Annotated in this window: 10 protein-coding genes and 1 tRNA gene; 6 read left to right on the plus strand and 5 right to left on the minus strand. The window is 61.2% G+C overall.

Going from position 1 to position 14194, the window contains the following annotated elements; genetic code table 11:
- From OU11_RS01345 to OU11_RS09130, 3 genes are all read left to right on the plus strand, one after another.
- A partial coding sequence (locus OU11_RS01345) for a DDE-type integrase/transposase/recombinase (RefSeq protein ID WP_033514071.1) occupies window positions 1–465 on the plus strand: 465 nt, incomplete at its 5' end.
- A gap of 69 nt (window positions 466–534) precedes the next feature.
- Complete coding sequence (locus tag OU11_RS01350) at window positions 535–1056, plus strand: helix-turn-helix domain-containing protein (protein WP_033514072.1); 522 nt, start codon at window positions 535–537, stop codon at window positions 1054–1056.
- A 12-nt stretch (window positions 1057–1068) separates the two neighbouring features.
- Entirely contained in the window at window positions 1069–1926 is an 858-nt protein-coding gene (locus OU11_RS09130; protein ID WP_152597027.1) for a hypothetical protein, read from the plus strand.
- A gap of 143 nt (window positions 1927–2069) precedes the next feature.
- Here OU11_RS09130 and guaA read toward each other — a convergent pair whose 3' ends face one another.
- Window positions 2070–3632: a glutamine-hydrolyzing GMP synthase gene (gene guaA / locus OU11_RS01355; protein ID WP_033514073.1), complete on the minus strand. Its 1563-nt coding sequence runs from the start codon at window positions 3630–3632 to the stop codon at window positions 2070–2072.
- 445 nt (window positions 3633–4077) lie between these two features.
- Between guaA and OU11_RS01360 the strand changes: the two genes are divergently transcribed.
- From OU11_RS01360 to OU11_RS01370, 3 genes are all read left to right on the plus strand, one after another.
- Complete coding sequence (locus tag OU11_RS01360; protein WP_033514074.1) at window positions 4078–6555, plus strand: phosphoketolase; 2478 nt, start codon at window positions 4078–4080, stop codon at window positions 6553–6555.
- A gap of 190 nt (window positions 6556–6745) precedes the next feature.
- Window positions 6746–8413, plus strand: a complete 1668-nt coding sequence (gene pta, locus OU11_RS01365; protein WP_033514075.1) for a phosphate acetyltransferase — start codon at window positions 6746–6748, stop codon at window positions 8411–8413.
- A 188-nt stretch (window positions 8414–8601) separates the two neighbouring features.
- Window positions 8602–9831 (plus strand): acetate/propionate family kinase, encoded by a 1230-nt coding sequence (locus OU11_RS01370; protein WP_033514076.1) that lies wholly within the window; start codon window positions 8602–8604, stop codon window positions 9829–9831.
- A gap of 408 nt (window positions 9832–10239) precedes the next feature.
- Here OU11_RS01370 and aroA read toward each other — a convergent pair whose 3' ends face one another.
- From aroA to OU11_RS01390, 4 genes are all read right to left on the minus strand, one after another.
- Window positions 10240–11613: a 3-phosphoshikimate 1-carboxyvinyltransferase gene (aroA, locus tag OU11_RS01375; protein WP_033514077.1), complete on the minus strand. Its 1374-nt coding sequence runs from the start codon at window positions 11611–11613 to the stop codon at window positions 10240–10242.
- An 86-nt stretch (window positions 11614–11699) separates the two neighbouring features.
- The gene (locus tag OU11_RS01380) at window positions 11700–12854 is read right to left on the minus strand and encodes a hypothetical protein (RefSeq protein ID WP_033514079.1); all 1155 of its coding nucleotides are present in this window, start codon (window positions 12852–12854) and stop codon (window positions 11700–11702) included.
- Window positions 12855–13031: 177 nt separating this feature from the next.
- The gene (locus tag OU11_RS01385; RefSeq protein WP_052122535.1) at window positions 13032–13772 is read right to left on the minus strand and encodes a YdcF family protein; all 741 of its coding nucleotides are present in this window, start codon (window positions 13770–13772) and stop codon (window positions 13032–13034) included.
- 258 nt (window positions 13773–14030) lie between these two features.
- Window positions 14031–14104 (minus strand) — tRNA-Pro (locus OU11_RS01390).
- Window positions 14105–14194 lie beyond the last annotated feature (90 nt).

The following is a 14194-nucleotide window of genomic DNA, read 5'->3' on the forward strand; positions in this document are numbered from 1 at the left end:
ACGGAGTTCCGCATCCCCGCGGGCAAGGTCTGCCTGTCGCCTGTGATCGACTGCTGTGACGGGATGCCGGTCTCCTGGACGATCGGAACGAGCCCGAACGCCGAGCTGGCCAACCGGATGCTCCGCGACGCGTGCTCCACGCTCGGCGACGGGGAGCATCCGATCATCCACTCCGACCGCGGCTGCCATTACCGGTGGCCCGGATGGATCCGCATCCGCAAAGAGCACAAGCTGACCCGGTCGACGGGCGCGAAGGGCTGTTCCCCGGACAACGCGGCCGCGGAGGGGTTCTTCGGGCGTCTCAAGCAGGAGTTCTTCCACGGGCGCGACTTCGCCGGCGTCACCATCAAGGGGTTCATCGAACGACTGGACGCATACATGACCTGGTACCGGGACGAGAGGATCAAACTCACTTTCGGCACCAGCATCGCCAAACGAAGACGTGAGCTCGGACTCATGGCATAATCAAAGAACAAGGACACCGGAGTCCAACAAAACGTCACCACCCCCCAACCAACGATTGGAGTGGGTGATATGGCGATTGGCGAACGGATTCACTTTTTCCGTCTCCTTCGGGGGATGACACAGAAATATCTTGGTATGGCGCTGGGTTTCCCGGAGAAGTCCGCCGATGTGCGCCTTGCTCAATACGAAACAGGATCAAGAACTCCTAAGGCGGACCTGACTGCCGCCTTAGCCCAGGTACTGGATGTCTCTCCCCATGCCCTCTCTGTCCCGGACATAGACTCCTATGTGGGGCTGATGCACACCTTGTTTACTTTGGAGGACAACTACGGGCTCAAGATCAGCGAGGTGGATGGAGAAGTCTGCCTGAAGGTCGATGTGCGGAAGGGCAAGGACGCCGCCCGGCTGCATGAGATGCTCTGTTCCTGGCAGCAGGCCGCTGCCATGTTGGAGGCTGGCGAGATCTCCAAAGAGGATTACGACAAGTGGCGCTACCGCTACCCGGAGTTTGATGAGGACCAGCGATGGAAAGAGGTCCCTTCGCAGGGGCTTAGTGATATTCTGATCAATGCATTAAAAGATGAAAAATAAGGGACTACAGATATGGACAAACTACAATATGACAGCCTATATAAATTTCTTGTTTCACTTGGAATAATTCTTATTGCACTTCCCATTGCCGCACTTGTCTATTTACTTAATAGTGAGCCTATCTTAATAAGTCAAAGTGATTTCGACGCATTATCCGAGTATTCACAGCAAATGATTGGACATAGAGATTCTATAACAACATATTTCATCGATATATTCCCTTGGTTTGGTGGCATTTTCATTTGTCTTGGAGTGCTTTTTCTTGGGTATGGCATATACAAATGGACATCAGTTCAAAAAAATCTTGATAAGAAACTTGATGCTGAGGCCACAATGCAAACATTAAGTTTGATGGAAATGAGCGCCAAAGAAGTGGAAGCAAAAGTTGAGGAAGAAGTATCAGAAGAAACGTCTGCGGAGACTGTTGACGAACCACCCCCGATTTCGGAGGATACTCACTTATGTCAAATCAATAGGTATAAGGAAATCGAAGACCTTTGCTATAATTATTTCACTGCTAAATATTCAAGAAACTACACTTTCAAGCAAAATATACGCATGGGTAAATATCATTGCGATTTTATTGGCGTATCCAAAAAGGATAATATCGACTTACTCGTAGAAGTTAAATACTGGAAATCACCAGTGAGCATTTCGGGTAGACTCAAAGAAGTGCTCTATCGTCTTTTCGATGCCGGAGTAAACTACGAAACAATTGCTCATCGAAATTTTACACTTCTTGTTGTTATAGTTACCACGAAAGAACAACTACCTCGCTTGGAAGGTCTAGTTGAAACACATATGAAGCACTTTGATAATAGGATCTTAAATAAACTTGATGTGAAGTGCATTGCAGAGGAAGCACTATAAGAAGAAAAAGAGAGCTAACTGACTAATCAAAATCAGTTAGCTCTCTTTTTATGAATAATGAAAAAGTGTTGCCAAATCGTTGCCACAAAGGGCCTTAACCCCTCAAAAACCCAGTAACTACGGGCTTTTTCGGGCCTCTGAAATCATTCCCACTCAATCGTTGCCGGCGGCTTCGATGTGACATCGAGCACCACACGGTTGATTTGGCGGCATTCATTAGTAATACGCGTCGAAATCGTAGCCAACACATCGTAGGGCACACGGGACCAGTCGGCGGTCATCGCGTCCTCGGAGCTGACCGGACGCAGCACGATCGGCGAACCGTAGGTGCGCTCGTCGCCCTGGACGCCAACGGAATGCACGTCGGCCAGCAGCACTACCGGGCACTGCCAGATGTCACGGTCCAGTCCGGCCTTGGTGAGCTCCTCGCGGGCGATCGCGTCAGCCTCGCGCAGCAGGTCCAGACGTTCCTTGGTGATCTCGCCGATGATGCGGATGCCCAGGCCCGGGCCGGGGAACGGCTGACGCCAGACGATCTCATCGGGCAGGCCCAGCTCGGTGCCGATGGCGCGCACCTCATCCTTGAACAGGGTGCGCAGCGGTTCCACCAGTTCGAACTTCAGATCCTCGGGCAGGCCGCCGACGTTGTGGTGGCTCTTGATGTTGGCCGCACCGTCGCCGCCGCCGGACTCCACCACATCCGGGTAGAGCGTGCCCTGCACCAGGAACTTGACTTCCTTGCCTTCGGCGCCTGCTTCCTCGATGACCTGGCGCTGCGCCTTCTCGAAGGTGCGGATGAACTTCTCGCCGATGATCTTGCGCTTGCGCTCCGGCTCGGAGACGCCCTTCAACGCCTCCAGGAAGTCGTCGGCGGCATCCACGGCGATGAGCTTGATGCCGGTGGCGGCCACGAAGTCGTGCTTGACCTGCTCGACCTCGCCCTTGCGCAGCAGACCGTGATCCACGAACACGCAGGTAAGCTGGTCGCCGACGGCCTTGTGCACCAGGGCGGCGGCCACGGCGGAGTCCACGCCGCCGGACAAGCCGCAGATCACCTGGGCGTCGCCCACCTGGGCGCGGATCTTGGCCACCTGGTCCTCGATGATGCTGGAGGCGTCCCAATCCGAGCCAAGGCCGGCGCACTCATGCAGGAAGGTCTCGATGAGCTTCTGCCCCATCGGCGTGTGCTTGACCTCCGGATGCCACTGCACACCGTACAGCTTGCGCGCGGGATCCTGCATGGCGGCCACCGGCGCGCCCTCGGTGTGCGCAAGCACCTCGAAGCCCTCGGGTGCGGCCTCCACGGCCACGCCATGGCTCATCCACACGCTCTGGTCCGCCGGGGAGCCGTCCAGCAGACCCTCGGCCTTGTCGATCACCGTGGCGGTCTTGCCGTACTCGCCCAACGCGGCCTTGTCCACCTTGCCGCCCAATTCATAGGCCATAACCTGGAAGCCGTAGCAGATACCCAGCACCGGCACGCCCGCCTCGAACACCTTGCGGTCGATGCTCGGCGCCCCCGGTTCGAACACCGAAGCCGGACCGCCGGACAGGATGATGGCCTTGGGATCCTTGGCCAGCATCTCATCAACAGGCATCGAATGGGGCACCAGTTCCGAATACACGTTCGCTTCACGCACGCGGCGGGCGATCAGCTGGGCGTACTGGGCTCCGAAATCAACAACAAGAACCGGACCTGTGGCCATGAAGCTCTCCTCTTTCATCGGGGTGGAGTGAATAGGTCTATTGTGGCGGTTCAAGGGGACATCCGCGGCGGCGCGGCACGCGCGATAAACCGGTTCGAGAATGTCACAACACGCACCATTGCAACCTCCAACACGCCGCATCCGAGCCCGCGAAACGAACGCGCCGAGCGAATCGCAAATCCGTTTTTGCTTGACTTTCCGCCGTTTTCCGGCATATTCCGGCGAGTCTCGGTGTTCACAATCCGGCCACGAAACATGAACAATCCAGTAAATTTTCCTAACAATTTCGAACGCTCGAGCAAAAAATCACCACAAAGTCGCACGTTCCTCGTAGGATTAAGAACGATTGGACGTGGGCTAACCGCGGAATCGCAAGGTTTCCGGAGGTCCGCGACCGACGATAAGTATCAATCGCACAACACCGTGCAGGAGTACAGGAGTACATATGACGAGTCCTGTTATTGGCACCCCTTGGAAGAAGCTTGACGCTCCGGTTTCTGAGGAGGCTCTCGAAGGCGTCGACAAGTACTGGCGCGCTTCGAACTATCTGTCCATCGGCCAGATTTATCTGCGCAGCAACCCGCTGATGAAGGAACCGTTCACTCGCAATGATGTGAAGCACCGTCTGGTGGGTCACTGGGGCACCACCCCTGGCCTGAACTTCCTCATCGGCCACATCAACCGACTCATCGCCGATCACCAGCAGAACACCGTGATCATCATGGGTCCGGGCCACGGCGGCCCCGCCGGCACCTCGCAGTCCTACCTGGACGGCACCTACACGGAGTACTTCCCGAACATCACCAAGGATGAGGCTGGCCTGCAGAAGTTCTTCCGTCAGTTCTCCTACCCGGGCGGCATTCCGTCCCACTACGCGCCGGAGACCCCGGGCTCGATCCACGAGGGTGGCGAGCTGGGCTACGCCCTGTCGCACGCCTACGGCGCCGTGATGAACAACCCGAGCCTGTTCGTGCCGGCCATCGTCGGCGACGGCGAGGCCGAGACCGGCCCGTTGGCCACCGGTTGGCAGTCCAACAAGCTCATCAACCCGCGCACCGACGGCATCGTCCTGCCGATCCTGCACCTCAACGGCTACAAGATCGCCAACCCGACGATCCTGGCCCGCATCTCCGACGAAGAGCTGCACGAGTTCTTCCACGGCATGGGCTACCAGCCGTACGAGTTCGTCGCCGGCTTCGACGATGAGGATCACATGTCGATCCACCGCCGCTTCGCCGACCTGTTCGAGACCGTCTTCGACGAGATCTGCGACATCAAGGCCGCGGCCCAGACCGACGACATGACCCGTCCGTTCTACCCGATGATCATCTTCCGCACCCCGAAGGGCTGGACCTGCCCGAAGTACATCGACGGCAAGAAGACCGAGGGTTCGTGGCGCTCCCACCAGGTGCCGCTGGCTTCCGCCCGCGATACCGAGGAGCACTTCCAGGTGCTCAAGAACTGGCTCGAGTCCTACAAGCCGGAGGAGCTGTTCGACGAGAACGGCGCCGTCAAGCCCGAGGTCACCGCGTTCATGCCGACCGGCGAACTGCGCATCGGCGAGAACCCGAACGCCAACGGCGGCCGCATCCGTGAGGATCTGGTCCTCCCGCCGCTGGACAACTACGAGGTCAAGGAAGTCGCCAAGTTCGGCCATGGCTGGGGCCAGCTCGAGGCCACCCGTCGCCTCGGTGTCTACACCCGCGACATCATCAAGCTGAACCCGGATTCGTTCCGCATCTTCGGACCGGACGAGACCGCGTCCAACCGTCTGCAGGCCGCCTACGAGGTGACCAACAAGCAGTGGGATGCCGGCTACCTGTCCGAGCTGACCGACGAGCACATGGCCGTCACCGGCCAGGTCACCGAGCAGCTTTCCGAGCATCAGATGGAAGGCTTCATCGAGGGCTACCTGCTCACCGGTCGTCACGGCATCTGGAGCTCCTACGAGTCCTTCGTGCACGTGATCGACTCCATGCTGAACCAGCACGCGAAGTGGCTGGAGGCCACCGTCCGTGAGATCCCGTGGCGCAAGCCGATCTCCTCGATGAACCTCCTGGTCTCCTCGCACGTCTGGCGTCAGGATCACAACGGCTTCTCGCACCAGGATCCGGGTGTCACCTCCGTCCTGCTGAACAAGACGTTCAACAACGACCATGTGGTGAACATCTACTTCCCGTGCGACTCCAACATGCTGCTGGCCGTCGCCGAGAAGTGCTACAAGTCCACCAACCAGATCAACGCGATCATCGCCGGCAAGCAGCCGGCCGCCACCTGGATGACCCTGGACGAGGCTCGTGCCGAGCTCGAGAAGGGTGCCGCCGAGTGGAAGTGGGCCTCCACCGCCGCTTCGAACGACGAGGCTCAGATCGTGCTGGCCTGCGCCGGCGATGTCCCGACCCAGGAGATCATGGCCGCCGCCGACAAGCTGAACGAGATGGGCATCAAGTTCAAGGTCGTCAACGTGGTGGATCTGATCAAGCTGCAGTCCGCCAAGGAGAACGACGAGGCTCTGACCGACGAGGAGTTCGCTGAGATCTTCACCGCCGACAAGCCGGTCCTGTTCGCCTACCACTCCTATGCGCACGACGTGCGTGGCCTGATCTTCGACCGTCCGAACCACGATAACTTCAACGTTCACGGCTACAAGGAGCAGGGCTCGACCACCACGCCGTTCGATATGGTCCGCGTCAACGACATCGATCGCTACGAGCTCGTCGCCGAGGCTCTGCGCATGATCGACGCCGACAAGTACGCCGACAAGATCGACGAGCTCGAGGCCTTCCGCACCGAAGCCTTCCAGTTCGCGGTCGACAACGGCTACGATCATCCGGACTACACCGACTGGGTGTACTCGGATGTCAAGACCGACGTGCAGGGTGCCGTCACCGCCACCGCCGCCACCGCTGGCGACAACGAGTGATGACCGCCTGACCGACACGGTCATGTAGTCCCTGAGGGCCCGGGAAATCCCGGGCCTTCTTTCGTATGCCCGTACGTCGGCCTCCGCACGGAAAACATGCGGCACATGTCGGCATAAGAGAACAGGCATGGTTAGAATGACTGTGTAGTGTGAACGTAGTGGTCACACAGAAACCGAACAAGGAGACATCGTGAGTCTTACCACCATCAGCATTCTCAGCCCCGAGGCCGCCAACGGACGCAACGTCGTCGCCTACGGCGTCATCCGTGCGCTCGCTTCGGAGAAGAAGACCGGCGTGTTCCGTCCGGCGGTCTGCAAGAAGGACACCTTCACCGATGTGCTGCTTTCCGCGGCCAATGCCGGCATCACCCGCGAACAGGCCGTCGGCGTGTGCCCGCGGCGCGCCCGCGAGGACAAGGAAGGCTCGCGCGCCGATATCGTGGCCGCCTATCAGGAGACCGTGGCCGCGGCCGCCCCCGAGGCCATGGTGGTCGTCGGCACCGATCGCTCTGCGGTCAACGATCCCGATCTGTTCGCGTTCAACACCGATGTCGCCGCGGATCTGGCCTCCCCCGTGTTCCTGGCCGTATGCGCCATCGACCGCACCCCGGAGCAGGTCAAGGACACCGTGGCCGCCTGCACCGCCGTGGTGCGCAAGGCCTGCACCGAGGTGCTCGGCGTGTTCGTGACCGGCTGCCCGGATGAGAACGCCGACGAGGTCAAGTCCGCGCTGGCCGGTGACGTCCCGGTCTGGACGATTCCGGCGGTGGACTTCTCCGATGCCGGGCACGCCGACGCCGCCGCTGCCGCGTTCGACGCCCACGTGCCCGCCGCCGAAGTGATCGCGGCGCTGGACGCCCCGTATGCCGCCCCGGTCACGCCGTACGCGTTCCAGTATAGCCTGCTGGGCAAGGCCAAGGCCGACAGGAAGACCATCGTGCTGCCCGAGGGCGAGGAGGACCGCATCATCAAGGCGGCCGACTATCTGCTCGAACGCGACATCGTGGACCTGATCATCGTCGGCGACAAGGACGCGATCCTGGCCCGTGGAAGGGAGCTGGGGCTCAATTCGCTGGACAAGGCCACGTTCCAGGCGATGGACGATGAAGAGGTGCTCTCCCCCATGGTCGCCAAGCTGTGCGAGCTGCGTGCCAAGAAGGGCATGACCGAGGAGCAGGCCCGCAAGACGCTGACCGATGCCAGCTATTTCGGCACGATGCTGGTGGTGCTCGGCAAGGCCGATGGTCTGGTCTCCGGTTCGATCAACTCGACCGCCAACACCGTGCGCCCGGCGCTGCAGGTCATCAAGACCAAGCCCGGCCAGTCGCTGGTCTCCGGCGCGTTCCTCATGTGCTTCAAGGACCATGTGGCCGTATTCGCCGACTGCGCGATCAACCTGAATCCGAACGCCGAACAGTTGGCCGACATCGCCATCCAGTCCGCCGAAACCGCCAAGGCCTTCGGCATCGAACCGAAGGTCGGCATGCTCTCCTACTCCACGCTGGGCTCGGGCAAGGGACCGGACGTGGATCTGGTCGAGGAGGCCACCGCCATCGTCAAGCAGAAGGCCCCGGAGCTGGCCGTCGTCGGCTCGATCCAGTTCGACGCGGCGTGGTCGCCCACCGTGGCAGCCGCCAAGGCCAAGGGCAACGATGTGGCCGGCCATGTCAACGTGTTCGTGTTCCCGAACCTGTGCGCCGGCAACATCGGATACAAGGCCGTGCAGCGCTCCTCCGGCGCGATCGCCGTCGGCCCGGTGCTGCAGGGGCTGAACCGCCCGGTCAACGACCTGTCCCGCGGCGCGCTGGTGCAGGACATCATCAACACCGTGGCCCTGACCGCCATCGAGGCGCAGTGACCCCGGAACGTCCGGGAAACCCGCGTAGGCCTTTCCCGGACCGCTGACAGCAAAAAGCCTCCTCTCGGGGAGGCTTTTTGCATGGCCCATGCACGCGGTTACACCGTTTTGTAGTATCGGGCGAGTACTCTAGATGGTGGAAACCCCGTATCCGCGGGATCAATGAAGCACACATGGAGGATGCCCCAATGGCGAAAACCGTCCTTGTTATCAACTCCGGCTCCAGCTCGATCAAGTACCAGCTGGTCGACCTCGAATCCGGCGAAGGCATTGCCTCCGGTCTCGTCGAGAAGATCGGCGAACCGGTCGACGGCCATTACAAGCATGAGTACAACGGCGAGAAGCATGAGCTCGAGGAGCCCATCCACGACCACGAGCAGGGCCTGAAGCGCGTGCTCGGCTTCTTCGACGAGTACGGCCCGAAGCTGGCCGATGCCGGCATCGTCGCCGTCGGTCACCGTGTGGTCCAGGGCGGCTCGATCTTCCCGAACCCGGCGCTCGTCACCGACAAGACCATCAACCAGGTCAAGGATCTGGCCGTGCTCGCCCCGCTGCACAACGGCCCTGAGGCCGTCGGCGCCGAGGTCATGCGCGCCCTGCTGCCGGATGTCCCGCAGGTGTTCGTGTTCGATTCCTCCTTCTTCTTCCAGCTGCCGAAGGCCTCCAGCACCTACGCGCTGAACAAGGAGATCGCCGACCAGTACCACATCCGCCGTTACGGCGCCCACGGCACCAGCCACGAGTTCATCTCCTCCGTGGTCCCGGATGTCATCGGCAAGCCGGCCGAAGGCCTCAAGCAGATCGTGCTGCACATCGGCAACGGCGCCTCCGCCTCCGCCGAGATCTCCGGCAAGCCGGTCGAGACCTCGATGGGTCTGACCCCGCTCGAGGGCCTGATGATGGGCGGCCGTACCGGCGACATCGACCCGGCCGTGGTGTTCCACCTGATCCGCAACGCCCACATGAACGTGGACGAGCTGGATGCCCTGTTCAACAAGCGCTCCGGCATGATGGGCATGACCGGCCACGGCGATCTGCGTGAGGTCCACAAGCTGGTCGAGGCCGGCGACGAGAACGCCAAGCTGGCTCTGGACGTCTACGTGCACCGCATCGTTGGCTACATCGGCAACTACACCGCCCAGATGGGTGGCGTGGATGTCATCACCTTCACCGCCGGTGTCGGCGAGAACGACGACATCGTCCGCAAGATGGTGTGCGACAAGCTCGCGCCGTTCGGCGTCAAGCTCGACGAGGAGAAGAACGCGACCCGTTCCAAGGAACCGCGCGTCATCTCCACCCCGGATTCCTCCATCATCATCGCCGTCATCCCGACGAATGAGGAGCTTGCGATCGCCCGCAAGTCCGCCGCGATCGCCGAGGAGGGCAAGGATTCCTACGGCAACGTCTTCACCAAGTGAGTAAAAGGCTGACTGCCTGACAGACAACAGGGGCTTCACGGCATCCGTCCGTGAAGCCCCTTCTTTATATCCGAATCAGTCCGCCCGTATATCCGTTCCACCCGGCTAGCGACACCTTTTCAACTGTTCACTTCCATGCCGCCGTCTGGGTACTGTTGAATACTTTGCGACAACCGGCCCGGTTCCGCAAGGTATTCAACTGTTGACTGGTTGGTGCTGTTGCATACTTTGCGTTAATCGGCCGGTTCCCGCAGACCATTCAACTGTTGACTCGTGGTACTGTGCATTACTTGGCGCCCATCGGGCCATTCCCGCAGGGTACTCAACTGTTGGCTTGTTGGCGCTGTTGACTATGTTGCACAAACCGGCCCGGTTACGCAACATAGTCAACAGCAGTCCCGAGAAGGCTCAGCCCAGCATCGCGGACCACAGACCCACGAAATCGGGAATGGTCTTGCGCGTAGTGGCCACATCGACCACCGCGATATCCGGCACGGTCAGACCGATCATCGCGGCGAACGTGGCCATACGATGATCCGCATAGGTCTCCATCACCGCACCATGCAGCCGTTCGCGCGGCACAGGACGGATCTCGATGCCGTCCTCCAGTTCCTCGGCCTCGGCGCCGATTCTCCGTATCTCGCTCACCAACGCGGCTAAACGGTTCGTTTCATGCCCTCGCAGATGGGCGATACCGACCAGCTGGGTCGGGGCATCGGCCAAAGCGGCCAGCGCGGCGATGCTCGGGGCAATCTCCCCCGCCGCCGACATATCGAAACGTCCCAGACCCTGGATCACGCCATCGCCTCGCACCGTCAACGTCGCTGCCGCTGGCGCGCCCTCACCGGGGGCGACCTCGCCCCACGGTTCGCCATCCCATGTAATCTCGGCGCCCATGGCCTGCAGGATCCCCGGCAGCAGGCCGCCGGGCTGCGTGGTCTCGCGCGGCCAGTACGGCACCGACACCGTTCCGCCCGCAATCAACGCCGCCCCCAGGAACGGCGCGGCATTCGACAGATCCGGTTCCACCACGACCCGTTCTGGCAACTGGACCAACCCCTGATGCACACGCCAGCGATGATGCTCCTCATCAGCATCCACGGTGACGCCGGCCGCCCGCAGATCGGCGACCGTCATACGGATATGCGGCAGACTCGGCAGATGATCGCCGGTGTGGCGCAGTTCCAATCCGTCAGGCAACCGTGCGCCGATCAGCAGCAGACCGGAAATGAACTGGGAGGATCCGGATGCGTCGATGGCCACCGTATGCGCCGGCGCATCCGTACCGTCGGATGCCACGGGCGGGGTCAGCGTGAACGGCAGATGTCCCGGCTCCCCGTGGTATTCGATGTGTGCGCCCAGCTGTTCCAACCCGTCCAACACCGGCTTCATCGGGCGAGCGTAGGCCTGCGCGTCGCCGTCGAACCGCACCGGCCCGTCGGCGAACATCGCCAGTCCGGGAACGAACCGCATCACCGTGCCGGCCAGACCGCAGTACACGTCCACGTCTCCTGTGAATCGCCCGGACGCCGGCGGTACGACACGCACCGTCGTCTCATCATCCGGATCGATCTCAAAATCCACGCCCAACGACCGCAACGCACCCATCATCAGATCCGTATCACGCGAACGCAGCAAGCCGACCAGCGTGACCGGCCGCCGCCCCATCGCGGCCAAGATCAGATACCGGTTCGACAACGACTTGCTGCCGGGAATCGTAACGGTGGCGGACAACGGCCGGGTGGCCAGCGGTGCGGGCCAGGGGTTCTGGAATTCACTCATAGTGTCCATCGTATCGGGAAACGACGGCGATTTCGGGAAAATGCTTACCATGCGGAGCGAAGCCTGGTCGACCGTCGGGCCGATCGTCAACGGTCGGATGCCACGCGGGATTCCAACGGTTCGTCCACGGCGTCCGCGCCTTCCGCGGCCAACTGCAGGTGGACGACCTGTTCCTGGATGCGGTCGGCCTCCAACGCGGCGATCTGCCGGCAGAACACGATGAACCATCCGAAGAACAGCATGCCCAACAGCAGCTCCAGATTGGTCATCGAGGTGATGTCATACCGCCAGACGACCACCGCCACCGTGCCGACGACCACGATCAGATCGGAGACCACATACATGGCTTTGGAGAACAGAGGCGCCAACCACGGCAGCGCGAGCAGCAGCACGGCGGCGATGCCCGGCAGGCTGAAGGCGAACGCGTTATGGGCAATCGGGTGCGGCGTCTGACGGAAGCTGCCGATGCCGATGAAACAGCAGCCGCACGCCGCCAGCAGCACCGACAGTATGGCCATGCGCCAACGGAACCACGGCAGGTCCCTGCCCGGCCGGTCGAACCGCCGACGATGCCACAGTTCACGCTGCCGGTACGTGGTAACCAGCTCGGACACGGAGAAGTAGCTGATGACGATCACGCACAGCCCCGCCAGGATCAGCGTGGTGTTGAACATGGACGCGGCGAACGTGGTGCGGTCGCCGAGCCGGGAGAAATTGTTGACGAACCACCACGGGTCATCGGTGGTCATGCCCGCTCCCCCGACGCCCGCAATGACGAAGAACGGCAGCAGTGCGGCGAGGGTTTTGGCCCGCATGGCCTGGGCCTGCACGAAGGTCAGATAGCCGACGACACCGGACAGGCCCGCGCACGCGCCGACCAGATATCCCACGAACATCTGTGTGCCGATGATGCCGTTGGCGATATTGAGAATCAGGAAGGAGGTCAGGAAGGCGGTGGCCGCGTACACCACCGACAACGCGAACGTTTCCGCGACACGGCGGATGGGAGCGAACCAGCCGTTACGCAGCGTGAACGAACTGGATCCCCTGATGTATCCGCTGCAGAACGAGATGACGCCGCAGGCCGCGACGATGCCGGAGCAGACGGTGAACAAACGCTGGCTGATCTGCCAGATGGCCGGCGCCAGCATCATATAGAGCGACATGGCCAGACCGCCCATGATGGCGCAGAACAGGCACGACACCAATCCCGCGGTTTCGGCTCGCTGGTGTCGTCCCATACCTTGTGCTCCGATTTCCGTACTTCGCAGTCCATGCCGAACGGGCGCGCCCGGTAAGCCAGGGCACCCGCCGACGTGCACCATGATAGTCCATGCCCGACATTGTCGACAGGACCCTGACATGCACGCCGCAGGATCAGCCTCAAGAGGTCCGGGGCTCGCCCCGTCCGTCGGGTTCTAGATGGTGCCGCAGATCGCCGCCTTGACGAGCGCGAGGCATTCGCGCAGGAGGTTGTTGGGCAGATACCACGGCGTGGAATGCGCGGGGATTCCCCAGACATCCCCCATGCCCAGGCGTTCGGCCATGCGTGTGGCTCGGAAGATGTGGAAGTTGTTGGTCACGATGCCTACGCGCGCATCATCGTCGCCGATGAGTTCCCGCGAGTTCTGCAGGTTTTCGACGGTGGTCTTCGACTCGGATTCGACGACGATGCGATCGGCGTCGATGCCGGCGCGTTCGAGCCAGCGCGCCATCGCCTCGCCCTCGGAACACGGTTCGTTGGGCCCCTGTCCGCCGGATACCACCACACGGGTGCGCGGATTCTCGTCCAGATAGTCACGGGCGGCGGCAAGCCTGTAGCGCAGGACCACGGACGGCTCGCCGGAGGGACGCACCTGTGCGCCAAGCACGATCAGATAATCAAGGTCGCGCGGCGGTGTACGGTATGCGGTATGCATGATGGCGATGCTCATTATGGAGACGACGGCGATGCCGCAGACCGTCAGACAGCACACCGCGGTGCGGACGCCGCGCACCACGGTGGAGTCGGGCAACGCAAGCGCGAGCGCGCCCGTGCCGCCGCAGATGACGCCGAGGACGTACCACACCAGGAAGAACGCCGTTCCCGACCAGGTGAGCATGATGGTGACACCGTAGATGATGCAGATGACGCCCACCACCAGCAGAAAGACTCCCATGACACCGCCTCGCATGATTCAGCACTCCCCCTTCATGTTCGCGCTTCGTAAAGCCCATTATCGCATAGGGCGTCGCGCTTCCATTGCCCCCTTGCCTTCAGCCATATGGCAACGGTACCCTGGTATGTTCCGTCCTACCTGTGATCTCATCGTCCCCTCGCGAGAAGGACCGGTAGCCTTCTGTGTTACCGAGTGTTAGCACAATTCGGGAAGGCTCATTATTGAGCGGCTGAAATCGTTGGTATTTCAAGGCTTTTGTCGGGCTGACAGGATTTGAACCTGCGACATCCTGCTCCCAAAGCAGGCGCGCTACCAAACTGCGCTACAGCCCGTTTTGCGTCGGTTCCGGTCGTCACCAGTCGCGACACAATGAATCAGTATATCGCACCCGCAGACCTTGCCGACCGCGCAACACACAACAC

The organism is Bifidobacterium pullorum DSM 20433, from assembly GCF_000771405.1.
Classification (GTDB): Bacteria; Actinomycetota; Actinomycetes; order Actinomycetales; family Bifidobacteriaceae; genus Bifidobacterium; species Bifidobacterium pullorum.

Bases quoted from the DNA above. Each gene is read 5' to 3' on its own strand.
- OU11_RS01350 (WP_033514072.1), top strand. From the start codon at position 535: ATGGCGATTGGCGAACGGATTCACTTTTTCCGTCTCCTTCGGGGGATG.
- OU11_RS09130 (WP_152597027.1), top strand. From the start codon at position 1,069: ATGGACAAACTACAATATGACAGCCTATATAAATTTCTTGTTTCACTT.
- guaA (WP_033514073.1), bottom strand. From the start codon at position 3,632: ATGGCCACAGGTCCGGTTCTTGTTGTTGATTTCGGAGCCCAGTACGCC.
- OU11_RS01360 (WP_033514074.1), top strand. From the start codon at position 4,078: ATGACGAGTCCTGTTATTGGCACCCCTTGGAAGAAGCTTGACGCTCCG.
- OU11_RS01370 (WP_033514076.1), top strand. From the start codon at position 8,602: ATGGCGAAAACCGTCCTTGTTATCAACTCCGGCTCCAGCTCGATCAAG.
- aroA (WP_033514077.1), bottom strand. From the start codon at position 11,613: ATGAGTGAATTCCAGAACCCCTGGCCCGCACCGCTGGCCACCCGGCCG.
- OU11_RS01380 (WP_033514079.1), bottom strand. From the start codon at position 12,854: ATGGGACGACACCAGCGAGCCGAAACCGCGGGATTGGTGTCGTGCCTG.
- OU11_RS01385 (WP_052122535.1), bottom strand. From the start codon at position 13,772: ATGGGAGTCTTTCTGCTGGTGGTGGGCGTCATCTGCATCATCTACGGT.